We start from the raw sequence: 24,090 nt of genomic DNA, 5'->3' as shown, positions 1-24,090 counted from the left end.
GATGACAACGAATGCCGTCCTCAGTCGCGGAAAACTTGAGGTTCATTCTCGGGCTTTTAGCAGAGCTGATCCACGTGGCACGATGGCGGCAACACGATGGATGCTGCGAATATCGGCTAATTGAATTGTAATCGGTGGAATCCCATTGTTGATGGAGCCTAGGGACACTTCATCCTCACGCACCCAAAGCATTTCTTTTACAAGAGCCTTGTCGTTGTTCAATTTTACGACAACGTCATCGCCAGGTTGAGCTTCGCTGGTAGGCTCAACGACTAAAAATTCACCGCTTTTGATACGCGGCCTCATACTATCTCCACGAACGCGAAGACCATATGCACCTGGATCACGACTATATGTATAGATATAGCCGTCGCCGTCGCCGGGTAGGTAGTCATTAATGCTGATATAACCATCAGCTCCACCTTGCCCAATTCCCACTATTGCCACGTACTTCCCTTTAGGTAGATTTTGTTCTGGTCCTGCGTTATATGCGTCGCCACTTGTCTGCCTGGTTTCGTTTGTTTCGTCGATTAGCCATGAAGCACTGACATTGCACGCAGCGGCCAGTTTTTTAATCGTCTCTGTTTCTGGCCCCTTTTTCCCAAGGCCCTTCAATATCCGATTGATTGTGGGCTGCGGAACGCCAGATTTACGCGAAAGCGCACTTTGCGTTTCGAATCCAGCTGCTCTCATTGCGGCATCAAGTCGTTTGGCGATTGTCATGTTCGAAATATACATCCACGTATAGATAGGAGCAAATTCCTATTCGATCGCGCATTGATAAATTATTCGTTCGCGTATATTATGCGTGTATGGAAAAAGACATCAGCACTACGTTAAGAGAAATCAAAGTTAAAACGAGATGGAGTGAGCCAATTATCGCGACAAAAATAGGCGTCTCCCAGCCCACTGTGAATCGAATTCTTAAGGGGCAGGCGGATTGCATGGGAAGGACGCGTTTAGCAATTTTGAATTTGTATAAAGTTGTCTGCAACTCACATCCGTGACGGTGCACTCCCGTCCATGTTTTATGAGAGGGGATACTGTGAACTCGCATCTCGTTCCTAAGTAGCTTCGTTCTACAGGTTGCTATTTAAACCCCTTTCGCAATTTCTGCACGAAGGACTTCAGTCCATTGTCGTTTGCCCATGGTGCAAATTTTAGATGTTCGGATTGATTTCCCATTGGAGAACTGTAATGCCAGTTCGACAGAATTAAAACCACCATAAAGAAGGAAAGTAGGGATGAATTTACGCCAGTCGTATTTAGGCATGATCAAGGAAAGGCTAGCAGTGCGATTTGGTAAAGAAAGTCTGTGTATAAAAGCACTTTACATCTATTGCGCAGGGATTTTGTTGCGGCCCGTACTCCGGGCCGAGCTGGTAGAGCTACGACGGTCGCTATCCAATTGTGATGCTAATGAAATTTCTCCTGAAGCTATCCAGCATGCGGCCCTCTGTGCGAGTACAGGGCCAGCGGAAAAATGTTGGTGTCGGACTGCGGCTAATTGCGTTGGATAGCCTTCAGTGTCTCGGCATGAATGATTACAGGATCGATCTGCGCGCCGAGTGATGTGTGGCAAAGCGGACAGTTCAGGGAAATGCATTTCCAGCTTTTGCCGGCAGACATTCCGCTCATTGTGTCGATCTCGAGGCGCGATATTAATTTTTCGCATTTGGGACATTTTGTCATTGATGGTCTCTTTCGTGAAAATTTCAGTGGAGCTGAAAATTTACCACGACTGAGATGCTGTTAATTTTTTTAAAACTTACAAATCGTTTTCCTTGGTTGAACTTTAGCTTTTTTCACACCCAAGAGAAACCACCACAAAGAAGGAAAAGTAGTGATGATTTTACGTCGGTCGTATCTGGGCATGATCAGGGCGGTTACAGGTGGGTGGGACGCAATGTGCGCCATTCTCGGGTACTCGCGAGATGCGCTGGAAAATCGTGTATACGAAAAGAAGGGGCAGTCGCTGACGGTGGAGACTGCCTTGCAGATGCAATCAATCTCTGACACGAAGCTGTTCGCAGAAGCCATCGCGACTCTAAGTGGTGGAGTTTTTGTGATGTTGCCGGAGTCGAGTGAAATCGACAATGAAGCGCTGCTGAGCAAGTTCAACAAGCTGCACACTCATATTGGTTTGTTGTCCCGCCGCTTCAATGAGGCTACGGAAGACGGCGAGATCGACAAGCGCGAGCGTGCTGACTTAGCTGCTATTGGGGACGAAATCCATCGGCATACCCAGGAGCTGCTGGCGCTGACGTTCCGTATTTACTGTCGCGGTGAAGAAGAGAAGGTGGCAGCGTGAGCGAACCAATTGTATCTATCGCCGGCATCATCCAGCACGCGCATGAAGCGGCGGAGCAGGGCAGGCCAGCAAGCGTCTGTCGGTATCCATTTTATTCTGAAGCGGCAGAGCGTTGGCACGTTGCGTATTACGCGCGTAAGAAGGAGCTACGTGAAATGGTGGCAGCATGATTCCTGTGTCTGTAGGTGATCCACGGCATGCGGCAGATCGGTATGCCGAACGCACGGCGAAGATGGTTGTTTTCAATCATGCCCAACAAGTCTGCAAAGGGGCATGCCGCAAGAGAAAGAGTGTCGGGCAATTCGTGTGCGGGGACGATTTATGCAGGATGTGTAGGTTGCGCGCATGACTATCCGCCACGTTGTATCCGTTTCCGGTGGCAAAGACAGTGCTGCAACGCTATTGATCGCGTTGGAGCGGTTCAGTCGTGAAAGCATTGTGCCGATTTTCTGTGATACCGGCAATGAGCATCAAGCCGTCTATGAATACCTGGATTATCTGGAGCTGGCGCTCGATATTAAGATCACGCGCCTAAAGGCGAATTTTGATGCCGAGATCGCCAGTAAGCGCACGTTCATCGCACGCGACCGGCGCACGCGGCGTGAGTACGACACGGTGCCAGTATTCGAAGCCGATGGGAAAACACCTGTACTGAAGCGCGATGGGCGCGGCCAGGTCGTGCTGAACAAGAAAGGCGAGCCGGTCCAGAAAGAGCGAAAGACTGGCGGCGGCCGCTTGGTACGCTGGACCAACAAGGCCAAGCGTCGTGCATTGGCCGCATTACATCCTTCTGGCAATCCGTTCCTCGACCTTTGCATGTGGAAGGGGCGTTTTCCGTCCCGAAAGGCACAATTTTGTACTGAGCAGCTGAAACGCGACATTGCCGTGTCGTTTCAGCTCGAACTGATCGCGCAAGGCTACACAGTGGTTTCCTGGCAAGGTGTACGTCGAGATGAGTCAGTGAAGCGTCGGGATGCATTGAAGTTTGAGGTTGTCGGCGGTGGCCTGTATATCTACCGACCTTTAGTGGAGTGGTCTGCTGCCGACGTTTTCGCTTATTGCACCGCGAGAAATCTCCAGCCCAACCCGTTATACCGCCAGGGCATGACTCGTGTTGGCTGTATGTATTGCATCAATGCCAGAAAAGAAGAGATTAGAGAGGTGGCCGTCCGCTTTCCGGAGCATCCGGCACGGCTCGCTAAGTGGGAAGAGATCGTTTCTCAATGCAGCAAACGAGGATTTTCCACATTCTTCCACAAGGTAGATGATCTTAGTGGTTCGCCACCGTCGATTTACTCGCGCTGCAAAATGGAAACGGTCATCGAATGGTCGCGCACCACCCGCGGCGGCAAGCAGTTTTCCCTGCTGGAGCAACTGGATGTGCCGACCGCTTGTTCTTCCGCGTATGGGTTGTGCGAATGATGCGCCGCAGTCCAATGAAGTCATCGGCCACGCCGATGCGTCGCACGGCCATGTCGCACGGCCTGACGGGCATGCTGTCTTCGTCTTCCTTTCAGCGATCCGCGAAGCAGAAGAAACCTATCAAGGCACGACATAAGCCGTTGACCAAGATCCGCGCATCCGCGCGCGACCAGGAATGCACGCTGCGCTTTCCTGGTGTTTGCAACTACCGTACCGACACGACGGTTCTCTGCCACTCCAATTTGCTTGAGGATGGCAAGGGCTATGGCATCAAGGCGCCAGACGAGAAGGGGGCGTACGGCTGCTGCCGCTGTCACGACGTCCTTGATGGTCGCGCAAAGCGTCCCGTTGGGATGAGCTACGAGGTGATGATCGATTTATTTTATAACGGCGTCGCACGGACGAATGCGATTTTGCGCCGCCTGGGACTGATGGAGGCAATTTAGTGAGTGTTCGTATTATGTCGATGGTGTTTGAGCGTTATCAAAACGGCGGCGGTGAGATGCTCCTGGCGTTAGCACTGGCCGATCACGCCCATGATGATGGGACCAGCATTTATCCATCCATTGAGCAGTTAGCCTATAAAACGCGCCAGTCGGAACGTACCGTGCAATACCAGTTACGGGCGATGGAGAGGAGCGGATGGCTGATCCTAGTCAACTTTGGGAATGGTGGCCGTGGTGCTCGCCGCGAGTATCGCATTTCTACTGATTGGTTGAAGGGTGCAAATATTGCACCCTTATCCAAAATTCCCATAGGAGAGATTTCTGTAAAGGGTGCAGAAATTGCACCCCAAGAAAATAAGGGTGCAATTGACGGTCAAAAGGGTGCAATCCAAAGCGCAAAGGGTGCAACTGACGACGTAAAGGGTGCAAAGCTTTTGCACCCACATATAACCGTCATTAATCATCATGAACCATCAGAGAATCATCAGGACGCTCGCGGCAAGCGCTTGCCGAAAGACTGGACCTTGTCGAAAGTTCTGGGGGATTGGGCGCTGGAGGAGCAGCCGACCTGGACGCCGGAGCATGTCCGTCGTGTTGCGGACAAATTCCGAGACTACTGGGTCGCCGTTGCCGGTAAGGCCGCCAGGAAAACGGATTGGCCGGCGACCTGGCGCAACTGGTGCCGCAACGAGAAGCCGCTGGTAGCGGGCAAGCCTGCCGGCCAAGGGGCGTGGTGGGCAACCGATGATTCCGTGATGGCCAAAGGCGCTGAATATGGCCTCAAGCCGCTGGCAGGCGAATCGATGCCGGCCTTCAAGGGGCGCGTGCAAGCGACCATCGATAACGGCGGCCAGGTGCCGCCTCCACCGCCAAGCAGAATCACAGCAATCCGCCGAAAAGCCGATGACGCGCGCGGCACTAAACCGAATGGCCTGAATTTGAAAGCGTTGATTAAATCGAAGGGGCAGTTAGCTGCCAATGAACGTGCCAAAGAAATTCCGAGGGTAGCAACATGAGACGTCATTCCAAATATGGGAATGCGAGGGTGCGCCGCGGCGACGAAAAATTTGATTCGATTGCAGAATTTAATCGCTATCGCCAGTTGCAAATGCTGGAGCGAGCCGGGCACATCACCGGATTGACGCGGCAAGTGTCGTTTATCCTAGCTCCCAAGGTTGTGATCAATGGGGTGGCGAAGCGCTCGCTGATTTATCGCGCTGATTTTGGATATACGGAAACGGGGTCTAACCGTCAAGTGGTGGAAGACGTAAAAGGAGTATTGACTCCTGTCTATAAAATCAAGCGCCATTTAATGAAGGCCGTGCATGGCATCGACATATTGGAGACTAAGTAATGGCCGGCACCAAGAGACCGCGCAAGGCATATAAGTCGAGAGGAGTATTCGTTCCGATGATGCGATGCACCCGCAACGACCTGGCGCTGGAACTGAGGCTGGCGATTGAGCTGTTGATTGCGGAGCCAAGCCCGGACGCCTATAACCAGCTATCCAAGATGCTGCTGGCTATGGGAAATACTGGCGCCCGCGGCGTGTCGCTGGCAAGAGCCAACAACACCATGCTGGCAATCTGTGATCGCTTCGATAGGGTTGGCAAGGTTGGTGTGTCGGTGGATGAGGCTGCGTCGCTTCGTTGTGCGGCTGGCGGATTGGATGAAATGCTCAGTCACATCCCCATCAACGTATTTACTGCTGCCGTTGCCGTAGTGAGTATTCAGTGCCAGGAGCTGGGCGTATGAATGAATTGGAAAGGCAAAATGAAGGCGGGGGACATGATGGGATACGTTAATGATATTGCGGCGTTTTCGGCATCGGTGGACAGGCGTGCCGGCGCGGGCGCCCAGGTTGGCGATAGAGGTGAGGAGATCTGCCGCCGGCTCATCCTGGCTAGGAAACTCAACCATCTGGATCAGCGCGAGGCGGCGAAGACTTTAGGTTATAGCAATTCGTCGCAGCTATCCAAGATTGAAGCCGGCCAGGCCAGCGTATCGAGAGAGTTCATTGTGCGTGCGGCTATCGCGTATGGAGTGAGCGCCGATTACCTCCTGGGGCTGTCGAATGAACCTGAACGGGATCCTCGCACCGCTGAGCAGGTAGCGGTGTTGCGGTCGGTACAGGGAGCTGTCGAGCAGAACGTCGCCGCGATGGTCACTGTCTTGCTGAAGAACGCCGGAGAGGTCGCGCCATTGCGCTCGCACCTGGAGAGCTTGAGCCAGCGAATCAGTCAGCTGCAGGAAGCATACGACAAGGTATGTCGCAAGAATGAAGCGTTTCAGAACGATGTCCTGGCCGGCTCGATTCTGGAAACAGCGGTTGACGCCGCTGGCGACGCCGCGTGCAAGGCAAAGCAGTTTGTGGAGCGCCGGTCGATGATTGCCGATTTCCGCGCGAAGGCGGCGACGGACGATAGCAGCTATCCATTATTTGTGTTGGCTCAAACTTGACCTGATATAAACTGTCAGGTCAAGTCAAGATGGGCCGCCGATGTGATTGACCGTAACCGGCCACAAGCGGAAGCTCGGAAATTTGCTATATAGCAGTCATTCGCGCTTGGTTTTTGACTGGCGATGACAGTTGCCGCCGGGAATTGATCGCGCCATAGAGGGCAGAAATGGAAGACCATCGGAGAAAGTTGGAGTATAGGTGTACTTGCACGCAACTCACAGTTCCATATGCGCCCGCGTCGATTTTATGGGTAAACACCTCGTCACGTTTTGAGGTTCCTGTGGGGATGTCCCCCCAGATAGGTTACTTCACTATTTGGGTGGATCACGTTGACCCCGATTCGCTGAGAAGTTGGCAGGGAGAAATAATGCGGCGAGCAAAATCATTTGTTCTCGCAATGCAGTACCTGGGAAATGCCGGTCTTTCGGTAACCGACGAAACCCTAACCTACATTTCGGCTTCGGGTGAAATGCACAAGATTGCAGACGATTGCGACATTGAAGCAATTATTCGTCGCGCGCGTGGGGAAATTTACAATTATTGCAATCTGAAAATGCCTGCGTTTCTTATAAGTTCGTCGGGGTATAGTTCTCCCGTACCGCTTCCACAGGACATGCCTTCGATTCCACTAATTCTCAAGAGATTTATACGGACCGTGCTTCAGGCTGAAGCACTTGATAGCGAATCGGAATACCGTGCGGACGAGCAACTCAAACGGTGGTTCCTCATTATCGAAGAACTTGATACAAACACGGCCGATCAAGGATACAAAGATCTAAAATGCGTAAGAGATTTCGTCTCGCACTCCAAAGTGGATCATACGAAGGTTATCGAATTTCTCAAGCTAGAGTTTCCTTCGTCAGTTTGCAGTGCTCAAGATAAGAAAGAAGAGGCCCGTTATCTTCGAGACGATTCGCTACACCAAGCGTTCGTTTCTAGGTACGAGTCCATCGCTAGACAGCTTGCGAAGAGGCTCGTCGAGGAAGTTATTGCATCAGGGGGCGGACGTATCTGATCCTAATGAATATAGGTCAGCGCGATAGGCGCTAAGGTTTGCCTGCCAATTTCCCGCGCGGTATCGCGGATGCCAACTTATCAAAAACCGCCCGAAAATCACCAAGCTTGTCGGCTGGCAGAAGCGCGGCGTATTTCTTCGGATTCGCTCTCACCAAACAAACATGCTTCATTTTCGGGTCAAGCGCACGACCTACATGACAACGAAAAGCCAAGCCGCAAACGATAAAGCCGTGAATCCATACGGGGTACGCGTGAACCGAGGATGGAAGGCTGACCCAGTTCTCGGGGTTAGCGATCAATAGGGATGACTCAAGTAAGGCCATTCCCACAGCAGCAGATGCGGGAAAATCGGCATTCCCCAACAGGTAGCCGCGAAATTCCGGTTCATACAATCCCAACCGACAATCAAGACCCATAGCCCCTGCGCGCCATATGATACTCGCAGAAAAGTACGCAAGCTTCTCCGCGTCAATGCTATTGTCCAGCTCGATCAAAAATCGCTCTGGCGCGTTTAGGCGCTTGATGCCCTGCAATATCTTGAGATTCCCGTTGGCATCAATTTTGGTTATCTCGGCCACGTAATCTTCACGCTGGGAGAACCGGTTCTCGCAGTCTTCGCATAGCAGGTGCCGCGTAACTTGCTCGCTGGTGTATAGCGCTGATCCGTCGCTGACGCGTATTGGGTCTTCCCGCCCCAGTGGTGTTTTCTGTAGCCTCTTGTACGCCCACTTGGGCATCAAATGACTGTTCTGTAGTATTCTCGTCTGCTTGCAGAGAGCACAGATGCCCGTATTGCTCGACTTCCCCTGATCCATGCCCGCTCCTCCAAATACAGCGAAAATGCGATATTTATCGCGAATTATAAGACCACGCTTTGCATGAAGAGGGAAGTATGACCGCGCTGTGCTTCTGCCATCAGAGACACGGGCGCCTTTGACGTTGCTGCGTGGCGCCCATCGCTTCTGTTGATCAGCGGAGAGTTCAAACGGGCTTGTCGCTGCAGTGGTTGGTGTAGAAACTGACACCATTGCCATCAGGATCTTGTATCGAGAAATAATGATGGCCATATAGGTCGTCATCTGGGATGACGGACGGTGAATATCCTTTGTCGATCAGGCCGATCCTATAGAGTTCCAGCTCTGCTTTTGTGCGCCCAGCGATCATCAGGTCTATTTTTTCGCTGCCAAAATCTGGTCGTTGTCCGACATGACTATTCTGTAAAGTGCGACTCTGGCTATCGTCCTTTTGAAATAGCAGTAAATGTGTACCACCGCGCAGCTCAACGATCGCCAGTCCGGGAAATTTGTCGAACGCGCGCAGACCTAAACCAACATAAAACTGATAACTTTCCTCGATATTTTGCACTTTCATAACAAAGTGACCGAGTGCAGCGGCAGGCAAAAAATCTTCCATTTCAAATCCTTTCATAAAGTCCGTTAGAGGGCCAACAAAAAATCAAACTTGTTACGTAAGCAACGTCATGCTAATCTGACTGGCCAGTCGAAAATATTATCAGACTGGCCAGTCGAAAAAGCAAGGAGTTGTTGTGACACGAAAGAAAGTAATCGACAGAGACAGGGTCTTGGATGCTGCCGAGGCTGTCATCCTCGAATTTGGCGGCCGAAATTTCACGCTCGATGCCGTCGCAGAGCGTGCGGGGATTAGCAAGGGTGGTCTCGTCTATACCTTTGCGACTAAGGATGTATTGATACTCGCGGCATTAGAACGAGAGCTCGACCGTTTTCAGGAGGCAGTGCGTCGGCGACTCGGCAGCGGACCAGCTGGGCCGATTCAATTGGCGCTCGCTCATATCGAGGAAGCACTGGCCGAGGACGACGCCTCGACGCAAATGGCGGCTTTCCTCGTAACGGCACTCGTGCATGCCCCTGACATGCTAGGGCCGGTGCGACACTTTTATCGCACACTGCTCGATCCGTTTCGATCAGAACATGGCGAGGTTGCTGAAGTCCGTCACGCACTGCTGGCTGTTGAAGGTATTTTTCTGCTCAGCGGGCTCGGTTTTGCGGAGGTTTCCCCGGGGGAGATCAAAGCTGTGCTGCTCCATGCACGGAATAGTGTCCTTGCAGCGTTGGATTAGGCGACATTGAACGCGCAGCCTGGAAAGACAGTCATCGGCCAATTGCGGTCGTAGCATCGTCATCGTAGTCGTAGAATCTACTGAGAACACAACTACCAGCAGAGGGCGAATTTACTTGGGAGATTGGGGCATGAATCGAGACGACTTTCTGGCGCGGCTTTGCCAACTGTTTAGACTGATGCGGAAAAGAAATAAAATGGATGTCAGCCAGATTGAACGTGCCAGAACCAAGGCTTTTTATAAGTTGCTAGTAGATAGACTTGGGGCAGATTCCTGGACCACGAGAAGGGCTTCTTTGGTAGAACGTATACGCACGAAGGAGTCAAAGATCGATCTAAAAATGCCGATCGAATCCCAGCTATTTGTGCCGCTGGAGGACGATATTGATTGGTATATCCTTGTAGCTGAGTTGGCCTATGACTCCCCTTATAGCGACTGCTCCTATAGCAGCACTCGAATATATCCGTATGCAATGGCAATCGGTGCCTTTTCAGAGCAGCTTAAGAGAATACCCAATGTAGAACAGATTCTAGATAAGATGCTGGCAAATAGTTCAAAGCCGGAGTCGCAGATCTTTGAGTTGCTTACAGCATCGTTTTATTTAAAAAACGGTTATGAGGTTTCCTTCATCCCAGAAAAAAGCGTCGATTGGCCGGACGGGAAAACGAAAAAGTCGCCGGACTTACTTGTCAGGAATGGTGATGTTGAGATGTACGTAGAGTGCAAGCGGGCTGACAAGCAGACACAATACTCGCAGATCGAAGAAGCGGCTTGGGCGAGGATCTGGAGCCGATTGAGCGCTTATCTACTTGAGACGGAGCCGTGGAGCATCGTTCATCTAACCTTCCACAGTCAGGTGGTCGATGCAACACCCGATGAGGTGATCAGAATGGTGGGGCTGGCTATCGAGCGGGGACCAGGCAAAGTTCGGGAAGGTTCGATCACTGCAGAGATTAGCCCTATTGATCGGGTGTCCTTCGAACGTCATTATCGCGAAAACTCCGTAAGGCCGAACAGTCCCCAGCATGAACTGCTGGTCTTTGGTGACATGGACAGCAATGAGAAGCGGAGCATTGCGACGATCGCTGAGAGTATCGTCCGGCCGGGTAAATCAGACGTCATTCTGAATATTTTTTTGGATGACGTTGCCAACTGCGTGGGGGCTCAATGGCGGTGTGACCATGATATTTCGCTTGAACGGCGCTCACGGCATTTTAAAGGGCTGGTCCACAATGCGACCAGCCAGATACCTCCTGATAAACCCGGTGTCGTACATGTTTGGTACGAAACGGTTGAGGGAATTAGCATCGAAGAAATGCGGCATGCCAAACATCTTGATAACCTTATGACGTACGACGCTTCCGGGACATCGGTGTTGGGTGTGCTGATTCACAGTGTGAATTACTACTCGTTTGAAAATAGATACGAGTGGGCGGAGACGGTACAGCACTTCGCTCGGATTCCAAATCTGATGGATATCTATCGTCACTCCTTAATGTTATCTGGCGACGAAATCCTAGAAGTTAGCGGTATTACTCATTGGGAGCAGGACAAGGCTAACAAATCTAATTAGGCAGGTTGAACGTCCGAAATCGGCGCCAAAAGCAGCCACTTCTTCTTGTGACCCCAGACGGGGCACTAATGCGGCTAACATCAGGAAGTGTTATGAAGATACGGTCAAGGATGAACGGCAACCAGGATGCTGGATTTAACCCTCTCGATCAGCAGTGCATCCATAGACCCGCGCCACCAACGCATCGCTAGCGCCTTGCGGTGTGGATGGCCGACAATAATGAGATCGATGTCCAGTGCATCAGCCAGCGCACCGATGACCTCGACTGGCTCACCCATCTGCAGATGAGGCGTCACATCGAGTCCGGCAGACACCATCAGAGTCCGCCCTCGCTCTAACTCCTGCTCCATCATCTGCAGCTTAGTAGTGAATGCAATCTCAGGTGCGTAGCCGCCCGCCATGCCATACGGCGAAAGCTGAACTACCGCCAGCAAATGGATTTCTGTCGAAGGTGGCGGGTTGATGCGTATACATTCATGCAGCGCGGATAGACTTTCTGGTGAGCCGTTATAGGCAACCAAAATTTTCTTGTACATGACATCCTCCCACTTCGACCGGCCCATTACATACGAATGGATCAAGCGATAGGGTTATTGTGCACCCTTTTCAGAGGACGAATCGCATCAAGGCATATTCCTGGTTGAAAGCTGTCATTGGGTGCGTATATTGCCTATGGGGTGAGCGCTGATTACCTCCTGGGGCTGTCGAATGAGCCAGAGCGGGAGGAGGCCGGCTTATAACTATCAGAAGCCTTAAGACTGCCTTAAGCAGGCTCATGCTAGGATTCGTATCATGCGCATCCTCCTAGTAGAAGACGACCCCTCGCTTGGCGCCACTGTACAATCCTGGCTCCAGCTGGACGGCTATGCGGTGGATTGGGTCTTGCGTGGCGATTCTGCAGCGACTGCTTTGCAAACGCACCGCTATGACTGCGTATTGCTCGACCGCGGTTTGCCAGGTGCATCAGGCGACCAATTATTGAGGAATTTACGCGCTGCTAAAGATGTGGTGCCGGTACTCATTATTACCGCTCGCGACACCTTGATGGACCGTATCGCAGGCCTTGACTTGGGCGCTGACGACTATCTAGTGAAACCATTTGATCTGGAAGAAATGTCGGCTCGTATCAGGGCCGCAGTGCGCCGTCATGGGCTGCAGGCCGATAATCTTCTAACGCATGGCACGATTGAACTCGACATCTTCAGCAAGCGCGTGCTACTAGATGGAATAACGATAGAACTGACCGCACGCGAATTTGCAGTATTGCGGGCATTGATGTTGCGCCGAGAACAGATAGTCACGCGCGCGCAAATTGAGGAAACCTTATACGGCTGGGGCGAAGAGGTCGAAAGTAATGCCATCGAAGTCCATATCCACCACCTCCGCAAAAAACTCGGTACGGCGGCCATCGTCACCGTGCGCGGCCTCGGCTATCGCTTAAAAGAACATGCCTGAATCACTTAAAGACCATGTCGGCAATGGACCGCGTTCGTATTCATTACGCTGGCGGTTGCTGTGGACGATATTAGGTACAAGTACACTGCTGTGGCTGGCCAGTCTCAGCATCATGGTTTTCATCGCCTGGAACGAAACTAATGATGTGTTTGATGATGCATTGAAGGAATCCAGCTATCTGATTTTGGCAGCCACCACCGATTTCAACGAACGCGGTTTGCTCAACGCTGCTGGGGTTGGTACAGGTGAACCGCGCAAAGTCGATATGCAGTATCAGATTGTAATGAATGGTAGGGTGATCCAACGGACCAGCAAGGCGCCGTCCACGCCGTTCGTTCCTGAGTTTGAGAAGCGAAAGGGTTTCAAGAATATAGAGATCGACAACAAGCGCTGGCGCATATTCGTGGTGCGCAGCAAGGATACGCGTTTTGAGGTCCAAGTCGGGCAAAAATTCAAGAAACGCCTAGACATTTTGGAAGAACTGGCTGGTAGCCTGACCCCGCCGGTCTTGCTGTTGCTGGCCTTGTTAGCCGTGCTCAGTTGGTATTGTGTTAGTCGCGTGATCAAGCCAATCAACAACACCGCCTATGCGCTGACACAAAAATCCCGCGACGACCTGACGCCGGTCTTGCTGGACAGCCAGCCGAGCGAATTGAAACCGATCGTCAACGCCCTGAATGGAGTGTTGCTACGATTAGATAGCGCGCTGCAGGCCGAACGTCGGTTTACTGCCGATGCAGCGCATGAACTGCGCACACCGCTGGCCGCGTTGCGCATGCACGTCCAACTATTACAGCGCCAGCATAGCGGGCTCTCTTTGCCGTTTCAAAAACTACGCGATGACATCGACCGCAGTACCACCCTTGTTGAAAATTTACTGGTCCTGGCACGCTTGGACCCACTCAATCCGGGCAGCTTGCAACATCAGACAGTCGACATTGAACGCTTTCTGCGAGAACTAATCCGAACTCATACCACCACAGCGGAACAGCGCGGAATTCGCTTGCAACTAGACAGCGACATCGATCAGATGAACCTAAATCCCGAGATGATGCATATTGCCTTACGCAATCTTCTCGACAATGCCTTGCGTTACAGTCCCGCAGGCAGCATTGTCCAGATTGAAGCCAACCAGACACTCGGTCTTCTGCGCATTGCCATTCGAGACGATGGTCCGGGCGTTGATGGAGCGCATCGCATCAGATTGAGTGAGCGTTTTTTTCGGGTATTGGGCAGCGAAGAGAGCGGCAATGGTCTGGGATTGTCCATCGTCCGTCGTATTGCTGAATTGCATGGCGCTAAGTTGTCTTTTGGTAGCGGCTTACATGGCCGCGGCCTCGGCGTTTTCCTGGATTTTCCACATCAAGAACAACTATAGTGCAAACAGGGGCATTAATTATTTATCCTTAAGATAACGTTAAGGTTGGCAGGGTCTAATGGCATCAAGGTCAGCGCACTACAACACTCGCGCTGCACCGATGTTCTCAATCACCTATCTATCGTTATCAAGGACCATCCATGAATCGCATTAACAAACTGATCGTCATCTCCGTTTTGGCAGCCAGCTCGACCATAGTCTTTGCACAGGGCTATAACGGCCCCACCACCACTGCGGCTCCAGCCAATAAATATGCCGGTCCCTCAACTGTGCCAAGCATGACTGCCAAACAATTACTGGCCAACGGTGCGGATAAGCAATATGTGACCCTGACCGGAAAATTGGTGCGTCACACTGGCGGTAAGCACTACATTCTGGCTGACACTAGCGGCGAAATTCCGGTCGAAATTTCACCGAAGCGCTTTCCCGCGAATCAAACCATCGACGCCAACACCACAGTCGAGTTGGCCGGTAAATTCGACAAGGAACGTTTCGGCACCTCGAAGCTGGAAGTCGAACAAATCAAAGTAGTGTCGAAATAAGCCAATCGCTAGCGGCTGACGTACATGACCCTTGCGGTTTTGCCATAAGGCAGACTCCGCCGAACTATGCTGCGGCTGGTTCTTTCTGGAAAATTTCCATCATCGATCTATAGTTGAAAAAATCATGAATCACAAACAAATTATTGCAAGTCTTATCGTGCTTATTTCCGCTGGCAGTGCTTTTGCTGAAGCCCCTTATCCTTCGGAAACATCATTCGTGTCGACAAAAGCACGCGCTGAAGTGCAAGCAGAATTGATAGAAGCTAAGGCACAGGGTCTGATGAATCAAAGCGACGCCAGCTATCCCGTACTGATGGTCGCACCGCTCACACAGGAAAAAATCAACGCGCAGAAGCGCTTCGAAGAGTCTGCTATCGCGAAGTCCGACGCAAAAATCTATCACGGCGCTTAACAAAAATTCTGTTGCGTTGGCGAAAAACTGACGGATTTTGACGTGGGGGATGTTGGTCTCCCCCTCACGTAGTCCAGATTTTTCCTGCCAGTGGGTAAAATTGGCTGGCAAAAGATATCGTATTGCCGCTTACAATCAGCGAGTTGATTCTTGCGGATCATGTGCATGAGCTCGATGCTGGCCAACACGATTCTTGCTGAATAAAAGGATTTGATGCTGAGCATGAACCGATGAAGGCGAGATTTAGTTCTGTCGAATTAGCGAGACCGCCTTACCCGCACACGGGTATCGTCAACGTCCGGCGCGCCTGAGCGCCTCCTGTTCCTTCTTGTAGTCGTCTCGGCAATCTGTATTGCAGAATAGCGCGCCAAGTGTCACTTGTCGTGCTCTTTCCCGTTGGCGACGGTGCTGCGTTTAATATTGAGGTACTTATCGATTGAAGAAAGGAACTACCTCCGCCAGTTCAGATTGCGGGCGGTGTCGTGCAAAGCAGTGGGATCGTCAATCAGTCAGCCTGGCACGTTCGGTGGCAGGTTTTGCTGGTTTGAATTGTACGGGCTTGATTGATATGTCGTCAGCGTAGTGGGCAATGTCTGTAAAGGACCCCGTCGGGTAGTCAGACACTAGTCAGAAAATGGAAAACCTGCAAAGAGGCGCGGGTTTTATGCATTCTAATAGTGGCCCGCCTCGCTCTTATGAAGTTTCACAATGAGTCATCGTCAAATTACGCTCGTTAAGTCATCGATTGAGCGCCTGCCTGTCGTCATGGAAAGAACTGGAAGAAGTCGCGTTTCCATTTATCTCGACATGAAGAATGGGATGTTTTCGCAATGCTTTAAAGTTGGCATCCGGGCTGTTGGCTGGTTATGTAGCGACATTGATGCGTGGATAGAAAACCGTGTTCAGGCTTGCCGAATCAGCCATGCGGGCGTAGGACATGTGAATGACTAAGGTAACTAAGTCTGGACCTCCGGCGCGTAAGGCAACCAAGAGGGCGATAAGGGATCCAGCTAAAGATGTCGCCCCCGAGATGCCAGTTGATGACAGTGCTGCACAAGCGCGTCTCCGCCGTGCGCAAGAGATAGTGAACGGTTTTGATCTGCCGGCTCGCACGAAGCTCTTCGTGGTGGAATACACCAAAGACATGAATGCTACGCAGGCGGCGATTCGTGCAGGCTATGCGCACAAAGCGGCGCAGGAGCAGTCTTCCAGGCTGTTATCAAATGCTATGGTGAAACAAGCCGTCGATGCAGTGATGAACGATCGCATCGAACAGGGCATCTTTGACGGCGACATGGTGATATCCCGGTGGGTGGAGATCTCGCAGGCTAACCCGAACAGCTTGACACAGTACCGGCGGGTGAATTGTCGCTATTGTTGGGGTGAAGGTCACCGCTATCAGTTCACACCGGCTGAGATGGAAGATGCCAAGCAGGCGCTCGCCGATAGCAACGCCAAACGCGTGTTGGACGAACTCCCTGAGCTGATGTGGGACGACAAGGGCGGGCTGGGCTTCGTTGGCAACCGCGATCCGCATCCAGAGTGCCCGGAATGTTGGGGCGAGGGCGTTGGGCGCCCGTTCTTCACGGATACTCGTAAGCTAGGCCGCGAGAGTTTGCCGCTGTATGCCGGCGTGAAGCAAACCAAGGACGGCCTGGAGATCCAGATGCACAACCAGAGCGATGCCCTGGATAAGCTGGCCCGCCACTTTGGCCTATATAAAGACAAGTTGGCCGATGCCGTGGAGAAGAGCTATACCCGGGAAGCGCTAGAAGAACGTTTCGCCGGTGCCATGCAGCGCGCCCAGGAGCGTCAACGCCAAGTAGATGAAGAGCGCGGAACGGTCGTGAATGGCTAAGAAACGCCTGCTGGATGATCCGCGTTACCCGGAATTCGTAGAGCGGTATCAGTTTGACCCGCTGCGATTCGCCGTCGAGGTGTGCGGCGTTTCACCCAGCGCGGACCAGATTGACCTGTATCAGGCAATGGAACCCATGGATGCCAAGGTCAGCGTGGTCTCCGGCACCTCCACCGGCAAGACTAACTCGTTTGGCCGTATCGCCCTTTGGCACCTGCTGTGCTATCCCTATGCGGTCTACGACGGTAAGCTTGAGATCGGTTCGAACACCTACATCGGTGCGCCGAATCTGCAGCAGGTCGCGGACGGCGTCTGGAAGGAAATGCAGGACTCAAAAATTGCCATGGCGAACGGCCCGCACTCCTGGCTGTGTGACTATTTCATGATCACGAAGACCCGCGTGTACGTGACAGGCTTCGAGGAACAATGGTTCGTGGGTCGCGTCGCGCTCGCCAAAGGCCAGTCTGTCGGCATCGCCGGTAAGCACCGCTGGGCGCAGCTGATCATTGTCGATGAGGCCGCCGGCGTGAGCGACGACCACTTCGATGTGATCGATGGAACGCAGACGCAGCCTTGCAACCGCACGTTGATCGCCTCTCAGGGCGTCCGCAGCAGCGGACGGCACCACGCCTCTCATCACAAGCTGTCGGCCCGTAATGGTGGTTCATGGCATGCGCTACGCTTCAACTCTGAGCGCTCGCCGTTTGCAACAACCAAATGGCTCAACGAGCGGGAGAAGGAGAGCGGCGGCCGGGATTCGGTCGAATATCAGATCCGCGTGCTGGGCCTGTTCCCTGAGCAGTCCGAGCGCTTCCTGTTAGGTCGCAGCCAGGTAGAGAAACTGGTTGGCGCCGAACGCACGATCAGCGCCGGCGAACCCTATGGCAATTTGTTCATCATCGACGTGGCCGCTGGCGTGTTCCGCGACAAGACCGTCGGTACCTACGCGCGGGTGATTGGCAACGGCGACCGCATTGATGCCGACCCGCGCCGCGTGGACATCATGGACGTGCCAATTTTCTCGAATGCTCTGGACTGGCAGCATATTGCCGGCGAGGTCTTCCACTACACGCAGCGCCTATCCAACTGCACCATCCTGGTCGACGTTGGCGGGCAGGGTATCCAGTTCGCGAAGATGCTAGAAAACCTAGGTTGCCCGAACGTCGTCAAGATCAATTGGGGTAATCCATGCTTCAAAAAGAAGAATAAGGATCGCTTCTTCAATCTCCGGGCTCAGTGCTCCGTCCTTGCTGCCGAGGCCGTGAAGGACACTCGAATCACATTTTCCAATCAGCATGTCCAAGACCTACTCGACCAAGCTTCCAAGATTCCCTATTTCTTCGATGAGAAGGCCAGGTATCACATTGAGCCGAAGGACAAGATGAAAGAGGAGGGCATCCCATCGCCCGATCTATGGGATACGGTTTGCATGGCGTTTCTGGAGAGCGCGCATTACATCAGCTCTGCAGATTATGACTCTAGCCAATCAAATGTGGAAGCCGCGCGACGGGCTGCTGAGGATGCTTTTGCTTACGCTTGAGCTGGCGGTTTTGACAGAGAAAAAACGGGACAAGTTTTTTAGTTTGCCCCGTGCTGTGGATGGAACCCATTAACTAAATTGGTTAGCCCCCGGTGGGTTTCTGGAGTACCCAATGCGTTTCCCTAGCTGGGGTTGGCGGCATTACGTTGTTAACTCCAATGGACCTAGTTTCTTTTGGATTGCCTACTGGGTGCCAGATTCCGCCCTGCGGGCATTTTTCGCCGGTTTTGGCTTTGGTTCCTGCTGGAAGCATGATGTAGTCCTTTCTGATAAAGGCATCACCAAGGATGGTGACCTTGATCCATCTTGGGAGGATATTCCCCCGTGGCAACGTTACACCTTATTCGCCGCCGCTTCGTACTTAATTCGATCTATTTCGCCGCCTAGGAGTTCTGGCCGGCCTTTTATTCTGCTTCGATTCGGGGGAGGGCTTGTATCATGAAAATCTGGGTCTTGATCAAAAGTAATAAAAAAATTGCATCAATCGTAGATAAATGTATAATTAATTTATTGCCTTAAAGTATTTATCACGTAGTCAATCTATGTTACAAACATTGATAGACGTTTTTCACCATCCATCATCTGATGTGAATGGTGCAAGAATAGCGTATTGCTATAAAAATAATTCCGCAGGAGGGGCGCCGCCGTGACTTTAGAAGAGCTGAGAGCGCTTGTAGATTCTGTTGAGTTAGACTTGCCGCCCCAAAACCTGGCCGAAAAAGGCTCATTGGTTGATCGCGATGGACGGACTGCGGATTTCTCGATTCATCGGGGCTGGAATATTACGCTTAGCCATGCGTGCGATAAGCACTGGCGCGAATACAATCTCGCCTTGATGAAATTTATCGATGATCAGAAATATGATGATCGGCGCTTAAAGACTGTCCTTGCTGGAATACAAATTGATGATGCTCATTGGGATTGGCTCCTTAAGTCGTCTCACTACAGAACTGATGAGTACAAATGGCTCTTTTTAGTTGCCGATGGAAAACCTCAAGGGGCATGCCTCATTTATCATCCTAAAGCCAGTGTTCTTAGTGCTGGTGATATTTTCTATATTGAATACATTGCAGTTGCGCCGTGGAATAGATCTAACCCCATGGAGTCCCGGCTTTTTAAGGCCGTTGGCTCGATTTTGATTAAGCATCTTATTTGCTATGCTCATAGTGAGCTAAAGCTCCGTTATGGTTTTTCACTCCATGCTCTTCCAAGAGCCATAGGCTACTATCAGAAACTTGGTATGGTGGGGCATACACTGTCCGACAAAGCGCCGCTGAAATATTTCGAGATGACGGAAGACTGCGCAGCTAATTACGTGGCGGGGTTATGACAAGGTCTTCTAGTAAATCTGACGACTTAGACGAATTTCCCGTATCTAGTTACGGTAGCGAAACTGCGCACAAATTTTACGAAGCTTATTTGAAATCCAAGGAACTGGCAGCTGGGTTGCCAAAGCGGAAAACCCCTGGTGCGGATCAAGAAGTGCTCTATGCACTTTTTAGGGAAATCCAATCATCGCAATCATTAGGTGGCGCATTGTTTCGCAGAAGATCCGACGCAACAGAAGCGATGTCGATATTGTGGATTTCCCGAATTCGCCAACTCGCACAGGCTTTCATTGCAACGTCGGAAGACGTTGCGGTCTTTGCCGGACTTGACCAAGGCTTTCTCAGTGAGTTTTCTAAGCTAAGCGTGAAAGTGGATAATCTTCATATCCTGAGAGACGTTTTGTTGAAAAAGGGAATTGTGTTGATCTTTGAACGGTCGCTGCCCGGCATGAAAGTCGATGGCGCGGTCTTTCGATTGGTGACAGGAAACCCGGTAATAGCTCTGAGTCTACGGCACTCTCGGCTCGACATTTTCTGGTTCACTCTTTTGCATGAACTGGCACATGTAATTCTTCACTATGAGACGTTAAACGAACCAATCATAGATGATCTAGAAGAAATTCCGGTGATTCTCATCGAGAAACAAGCCGACAAACTTGCCGGCGATTCGCTTATCCCGCGTCATATTTGGAGGACTTGTGATGCAGTTACTCGTCCTTCAGACGCGAATGTTGTGGCGTTTGCTAAAAAGGTGGGAATTCATCCTGCAATAGTGGCAGGAAAGGTGCGAAGAGAGCTCAATAGGCACACACTCTTTACCGCGATAATCAACGAAGTAAACGTTCGGAAGGTTCTTCTCAATGAAGAATAAATATCGTCCTTTCCTAAAACTTAAAGTCAACGAAATTGGTGCGCTTGCCGAGCTTTGGCCAGATCTTAAAAAGGAGGTAATTCCCTTTTTGGATCTTCCAAAAAAAGAAAATAGCGATGAAGAGGAATTCTGCATATCGATACAGAAGGCCGCAAAAAGCGTTGGGAAGCACCTTGCGAAATTCCAGTCATTTTTTCTCGATAACTACGACATTGACGATGCATTGCTTGTAAACGGTGATGATAATTACCAGTTCGTTGTCGAGGCATTCAGAGATCTCGACTTTATACCAGTTCTAGGGTTGGATCGAACGCCGCGACACAATCAAGTGGTATTCGACAACGTCGTGGCGGGGAATATAAAGTCATCTACTGCCGCAATTCGCTTGCAGCAGGAGGACTTTGAAACTTTTGAGTTAGTCGAAGACCAACTCCGCGAATTAATGAAGCAGGGCCACGAATTATTTAAATCGTGGACACTAGTTCTCGACAATCGACTGTGTCTTAACGTTGATGCCAATAGGCGTTCGGCAGAATTACTACGATTCATTGCGAAGGCAAAACGCAAATTTTCATTTGCCGAAATCGTTGTTTGTGGCTCTTCCATCCCGTCGTCGATAGGGGAGATTATCGCGGTCCAGCAAGAGTTGTTGCACCCCAGAGTTGAGCTTGCGATCTATCGGCTCGTGCATCAGCAACAGCCGCATCCAAATTTGTATTTGGGTGATTACACCGTCGTGAGTCCGTTGTACTCAGACATAGATATTCCGAAAGAGTCAATGCGAAACGTGACCGCGCCTAAAATTGCGTATTCGTTTGATAATACACACTACGTTACTCGCGGGGGATCATTGCAACGGCATGCAAGGGGTGCGCTTCAATATAATGATCTCGCTCAAGCCTTAATTGCAAAACCATTCTATCGAGGCGCGCCGTACTCTTTCGGAGATAATTTTTTACTGGAAAAAAGTAACTTCACGGGGAAACAGGTCACCCCAAGTAGTATCTTAAAGCCCACCATCAATGCGCATATGACTTATATGTGTCTTGATTTTCAAGTTTAGCTGATCTGGCAATAAGCTTTTCACCGATATTTTTCATAAGCTTCTCTTGTCCCAAATTCTCAGCAATGATTTGCGATAGGCATGCACGTGTAAGTTTGGAGATTTTTTCATCAGTGACGCTGATCGCGACCTCTGCTAGTTCAGATCGCCATAGGGTAAGAAGTGCTAGCTGCTTGTTGAAGCCGGGATTTTTCTTTGCTGAACGTGAGTGTGATAATTTGACCTCTTGGCCGGCACGCTTAGCAACTATGATTCCCCAATGTTCAGGCGCCAGCGCCAAGGCTTTAGCTAAATGATTTTCCGTTGTTACCAGTGTTACCTTGCCGAACACTAGGTCGTAAAATTTCCCCTGCGTCAAAATTCTTTGGATATTGTCGCCTTCACCTTTGATCTCGTAGCAATGAGGCTCAGAGTGAACTGTAACCACATCGGCAATAGCGTTGCCATTATGTACGCGTAACTCTTCAATGATGGCTTTGGGGGCTTGCGTTGACAGCTTCCGTATAAGCGAACGCCTGATGTCTTTATCGCCTAATGGCGAAGAAATCTCATCTATTGGATTCATGTTATTCCCGGCTTTCTTTCATTAAGGATGAATTGTAGCGGTTGGCAAACATCGTTGCATGTTTAACTGCTTGCACCGACATGACGTTGTCGTCGAAACGTCAATGTAGGCGGTGATATGTCTCGTAGATCATCGAAAACGCACAGGCAATCGCACTTGATTTGTCAAAATCCACCGGGTCATCATTTATCGGGTAGTTGAAAACCCCGGAATGCTTAATCAAGTTGATATAGGCCGGCTGCAGGTCGTCTGCACGATTCAACTCGACCAGAACTTCTCCTTCAATTGAATGGATCAATCGCCAAGTAAGGGGCAAGCCTGCCGTACGGTGGCGTGTGACTATCGTGGCAATGATGGGCTCTGCCCGGGCAATGACTGCATCAAATTCGCTCATATTGGTAAGGCGCATGGTGTTCCCCAAAGTGCAAAATATACTGTATGTATGTACAGTATATGCGCTTATCGGGTTTTTGCTAAGGTCATGGAAATAAAATTTATTGTGAAAAAATTAACCGTCAAGAAAGGCTTGGCTGGCGTCTGAATCCCCTGGCCGGAATTGCTTTAGGGGTTGATGCAAACTGGGAGTTGACAATCGGAGATACCGGAGAGAATGGGCGAAACCAGATTGTGACGATGGTAGGGAATATCTGGGGAGGCCGGGACTGGGGCAATCGAGAAGAGGACCGTACGAGCCTTCGAGTGACTAGGGCAGTGGCAGATGCACTTGTTGATGTCTAGGGCGATGAGGGACATCGCAGCAGCATCGGCGAAGCAGAGGCGACTTAAAACCAAAATGGATTGTCAATCCATGACAACATAACTTTTCCTTCGTCGGTGGATGGTGGCCAGCGACGAAGAGCGGACATTAAGTCATGTGTTCTTGTTGGGTAGTCTTGATTGTATATACCGAGAAAAAAGTCTACAAGCATTTTCTCCGACCCGGACCAACGCCAAGAAAGTCCCTCATCGTTTGGCATAACCATTTCTTCGCTGAGAACATGCCAACCTTTTTCAAATGGGACACGTTTTGCCAACGCGGTTGCATCCCACATTCTTCGAAGCGCTGTTGCACGACCAACTCCTCTCAGTTTTGGCAGGATTAATACTTCCATCTCTACAACAAATTCTTTTATGGCTTTTTCGGCTTTGCGCAAATAACTCTTTCCAAGTGGGATTTGATCACCAATTCTGTCGCCTCTAATATTTGGGCCTGCTTTGGATATATACAGTTCATTGACTAGCCCGGATGCATGAACATACAAGTCCCTAGTAGCTTTTATCTCCAAAAGTTGATTCAGAGGTCCTGAATTTATAGTTTTGTCACCGGCGTATAGAGTGACAACTTGTTTTACGAAATCTTGAAAGCGCCCATAGCTCCACTCGATAACGGTCTTCTCCGCCATAATTGCTATTACTCCGGCAGGAGATCCAGACTTGGCTAACATATCTAGAGACAGGCCTTTGTCTTTAATATGACCTGGATTTTGAAGTAAATATTCTTGAGCCAAATCAAACAAAAGAGCCTCGGCGATACTCATTAAGCCTATTAGATATGTTGCTTCGTGGAAGAGCTGTTGCGAGGCACTTAGTTCTACAGATTTGTTGACCGCCGAAAAATACGAGGAGCCGTCATCAAGCTGTTTTTTCACTTTTGAAAAATGCTCTCTTATTGACTGACCAAAACCTGATGTACGAGCGACAGTAAGTAAGTTCATTATGATTGGTCCTAGCTGGTTTCCGTAAGAGACGA

At 50.8% G+C, this 24,090-nt stretch carries 27 protein-coding genes; 20 read left to right on the top strand and 7 right to left on the bottom strand.

Annotated elements, in window-relative coordinates; all coding sequences use genetic code 11:
- Positions 1 to 42: 42 nt before the first annotated feature.
- Positions 43 to 723 (bottom strand): S24 family peptidase, encoded by a 681-nt coding sequence (locus V8G57_RS02720; RefSeq protein WP_342828115.1) that lies wholly within the window; start codon positions 721 to 723, stop codon positions 43 to 45.
- Positions 724 to 1,846: 1,123 nt separating this feature from the next.
- Here V8G57_RS02720 and V8G57_RS02715 point away from each other — a divergent pair.
- The 8 genes from V8G57_RS02715 to V8G57_RS02680 all read left to right on the top strand — a co-directional run bounded on the left by V8G57_RS02715 (position 1,847) and on the right by V8G57_RS02680 (position 7,655).
- Entirely contained in the window at positions 1,847 to 2,311 is a 465-nt protein-coding gene (locus V8G57_RS02715; RefSeq protein WP_342828343.1) for a YmfL family putative regulatory protein, read from the top strand.
- Positions 2,312 to 2,656: 345 nt separating this feature from the next.
- Entirely contained in the window at positions 2,657 to 3,733 is a 1,077-nt protein-coding gene (locus tag V8G57_RS02710; RefSeq protein ID WP_342828114.1) for a phosphoadenosine phosphosulfate reductase domain-containing protein, read from the top strand.
- 14 nt (positions 3,734 to 3,747) lie between these two features.
- The gene (locus V8G57_RS02705; RefSeq protein ID WP_342828112.1) at positions 3,748 to 4,179 is read left to right on the top strand and encodes a nuclease domain-containing protein; all 432 of its coding nucleotides are present in this window, start codon (positions 3,748 to 3,750) and stop codon (positions 4,177 to 4,179) included.
- Positions 4,179 to 5,195 (top strand): helix-turn-helix domain-containing protein, encoded by a 1,017-nt coding sequence (locus V8G57_RS02700; RefSeq protein WP_342828110.1) that lies wholly within the window; start codon positions 4,179 to 4,181, stop codon positions 5,193 to 5,195. Before V8G57_RS02705 ends, V8G57_RS02700 begins: the two co-directional genes overlap by 1 nt.
- The gene (locus V8G57_RS02695) at positions 5,192 to 5,533 is read left to right on the top strand and encodes a DUF1064 domain-containing protein (RefSeq protein ID WP_342828109.1); all 342 of its coding nucleotides are present in this window, start codon (positions 5,192 to 5,194) and stop codon (positions 5,531 to 5,533) included. The genes V8G57_RS02700 and V8G57_RS02695 overlap by 4 nt, the downstream gene beginning before the upstream one ends.
- Complete coding sequence (locus V8G57_RS02690) at positions 5,533 to 5,934, top strand: hypothetical protein (RefSeq protein WP_342828108.1); 402 nt, start codon at positions 5,533 to 5,535, stop codon at positions 5,932 to 5,934. The genes V8G57_RS02695 and V8G57_RS02690 overlap by 1 nt, the downstream gene beginning before the upstream one ends.
- Positions 5,935 to 6,639, top strand: a complete 705-nt coding sequence (locus V8G57_RS02685) for a helix-turn-helix domain-containing protein (RefSeq protein WP_342828107.1) — start codon at positions 5,935 to 5,937, stop codon at positions 6,637 to 6,639.
- A gap of 368 nt (positions 6,640 to 7,007) precedes the next feature.
- Complete coding sequence (locus V8G57_RS02680) at positions 7,008 to 7,655, top strand: hypothetical protein (RefSeq protein WP_342828106.1); 648 nt, start codon at positions 7,008 to 7,010, stop codon at positions 7,653 to 7,655.
- Between the two features lie 31 nt (positions 7,656 to 7,686).
- On the opposite strand, the gene V8G57_RS02675 is transcribed toward V8G57_RS02680, so the two are convergent.
- Positions 7,687 to 8,724, bottom strand: a complete 1,038-nt coding sequence (locus tag V8G57_RS02675) for a hypothetical protein (protein ID WP_342828105.1) — start codon at positions 8,722 to 8,724, stop codon at positions 7,687 to 7,689.
- A complete protein-coding gene (locus tag V8G57_RS02670; RefSeq protein WP_342828104.1) occupies positions 8,639 to 9,070 on the bottom strand; it encodes a VOC family protein in 432 nt (143 codons plus the stop codon). Before V8G57_RS02670 ends, V8G57_RS02675 begins: the two co-directional genes overlap by 86 nt.
- Before the next feature lie 133 nt (positions 9,071 to 9,203).
- Between V8G57_RS02670 and V8G57_RS02665 the strand changes: the two genes are divergently transcribed.
- Both V8G57_RS02665 and V8G57_RS02660 read left to right on the top strand, forming a co-directional pair.
- Complete coding sequence (locus V8G57_RS02665; protein ID WP_342828103.1) at positions 9,204 to 9,755, top strand: TetR/AcrR family transcriptional regulator; 552 nt, start codon at positions 9,204 to 9,206, stop codon at positions 9,753 to 9,755.
- A gap of 130 nt (positions 9,756 to 9,885) precedes the next feature.
- Positions 9,886 to 11,328, top strand: coding sequence for a hypothetical protein (locus V8G57_RS02660; protein ID WP_342828102.1), 1,443 nt, complete (start codon positions 9,886 to 9,888; stop codon positions 11,326 to 11,328).
- Positions 11,329 to 11,432: 104 nt separating this feature from the next.
- Here the strand turns inward: V8G57_RS02660 and V8G57_RS02655 are convergent, their stop codons facing one another.
- A complete protein-coding gene (locus V8G57_RS02655) occupies positions 11,433 to 11,864 on the bottom strand; it encodes a universal stress protein (RefSeq protein WP_342828101.1) in 432 nt (143 codons plus the stop codon).
- Between the two features lie 256 nt (positions 11,865 to 12,120).
- Between V8G57_RS02655 and V8G57_RS02650 the strand changes: the two genes are divergently transcribed.
- The 10 genes from V8G57_RS02650 to V8G57_RS02605 all read left to right on the top strand — a co-directional run bounded on the left by V8G57_RS02650 (position 12,121) and on the right by V8G57_RS02605 (position 21,775).
- Positions 12,121 to 12,783 carry a response regulator gene (locus V8G57_RS02650; protein WP_342828100.1) on the top strand — a complete coding sequence of 221 codons (663 nt, stop codon included), beginning with the start codon at positions 12,121 to 12,123 and terminating at the stop codon, positions 12,781 to 12,783.
- Entirely contained in the window at positions 12,776 to 14,161 is a 1,386-nt protein-coding gene (locus V8G57_RS02645; protein ID WP_342828099.1) for an ATP-binding protein, read from the top strand. Before V8G57_RS02650 ends, V8G57_RS02645 begins: the two co-directional genes overlap by 8 nt.
- Positions 14,162 to 14,301: 140 nt before the next feature.
- Entirely contained in the window at positions 14,302 to 14,703 is a 402-nt protein-coding gene (locus V8G57_RS02640) for a YgiW/YdeI family stress tolerance OB fold protein (RefSeq protein WP_342828098.1), read from the top strand.
- A 124-nt stretch (positions 14,704 to 14,827) separates the two neighbouring features.
- Positions 14,828 to 15,115 (top strand): DUF4148 domain-containing protein, encoded by a 288-nt coding sequence (locus V8G57_RS02635; protein WP_342828096.1) that lies wholly within the window; start codon positions 14,828 to 14,830, stop codon positions 15,113 to 15,115.
- Positions 15,116 to 15,823: 708 nt separating this feature from the next.
- Positions 15,824 to 16,066 carry a helix-turn-helix transcriptional regulator gene (locus V8G57_RS02630; RefSeq protein WP_342828095.1) on the top strand — a complete coding sequence of 81 codons (243 nt, stop codon included), beginning with the start codon at positions 15,824 to 15,826 and terminating at the stop codon, positions 16,064 to 16,066.
- The gene (locus V8G57_RS02625; protein WP_342828094.1) at positions 16,059 to 16,973 is read left to right on the top strand and encodes a terminase small subunit; all 915 of its coding nucleotides are present in this window, start codon (positions 16,059 to 16,061) and stop codon (positions 16,971 to 16,973) included. Before V8G57_RS02630 ends, V8G57_RS02625 begins: the two co-directional genes overlap by 8 nt.
- A complete protein-coding gene (locus V8G57_RS02620; RefSeq protein ID WP_342828093.1) occupies positions 16,966 to 18,513 on the top strand; it encodes a hypothetical protein in 1,548 nt (515 codons plus the stop codon). Before V8G57_RS02625 ends, V8G57_RS02620 begins: the two co-directional genes overlap by 8 nt.
- 646 nt (positions 18,514 to 19,159) lie before the next feature.
- The gene (locus tag V8G57_RS02615; protein ID WP_342828092.1) at positions 19,160 to 19,843 is read left to right on the top strand and encodes a hypothetical protein; all 684 of its coding nucleotides are present in this window, start codon (positions 19,160 to 19,162) and stop codon (positions 19,841 to 19,843) included.
- A gap of 89 nt (positions 19,844 to 19,932) precedes the next feature.
- Positions 19,933 to 20,712, top strand: coding sequence for an ImmA/IrrE family metallo-endopeptidase (locus V8G57_RS02610; protein ID WP_342828091.1), 780 nt, complete (start codon positions 19,933 to 19,935; stop codon positions 20,710 to 20,712).
- Positions 20,702 to 21,775 carry a beta family protein gene (locus tag V8G57_RS02605; protein WP_342828090.1) on the top strand — a complete coding sequence of 358 codons (1,074 nt, stop codon included), beginning with the start codon at positions 20,702 to 20,704 and terminating at the stop codon, positions 21,773 to 21,775. Before V8G57_RS02610 ends, V8G57_RS02605 begins: the two co-directional genes overlap by 11 nt.
- On the opposite strand, the gene V8G57_RS02600 is transcribed toward V8G57_RS02605, so the two are convergent.
- From V8G57_RS02600 to V8G57_RS02590, 3 genes are all read right to left on the bottom strand, one after another.
- Entirely contained in the window at positions 21,732 to 22,340 is a 609-nt protein-coding gene (locus V8G57_RS02600) for a sce7726 family protein (RefSeq protein ID WP_342828089.1), read from the bottom strand. The genes V8G57_RS02605 and V8G57_RS02600 overlap by 44 nt on opposite strands.
- A 100-nt stretch (positions 22,341 to 22,440) precedes the next feature.
- On the bottom strand, positions 22,441 to 22,749 hold the full coding sequence (locus tag V8G57_RS02595) for a DUF2471 family protein (protein WP_342828088.1): 309 nt from the start codon (positions 22,747 to 22,749) through the stop codon (positions 22,441 to 22,443).
- Between the two features lie 373 nt (positions 22,750 to 23,122).
- Positions 23,123 to 24,055 carry a hypothetical protein gene (locus V8G57_RS02590; RefSeq protein ID WP_342828087.1) on the bottom strand — a complete coding sequence of 311 codons (933 nt, stop codon included), beginning with the start codon at positions 24,053 to 24,055 and terminating at the stop codon, positions 23,123 to 23,125.
- Positions 24,056 to 24,090: the final 35 nt, after the last annotated feature.

The sequence above is a fragment of the Collimonas rhizosphaerae genome, from assembly GCF_038896935.1.
GTDB lineage: Bacteria > Pseudomonadota > Gammaproteobacteria > Burkholderiales > Burkholderiaceae_D > Collimonas > Collimonas rhizosphaerae.
This window is presented reverse-complemented; position numbering and strand designations above follow the sequence as displayed.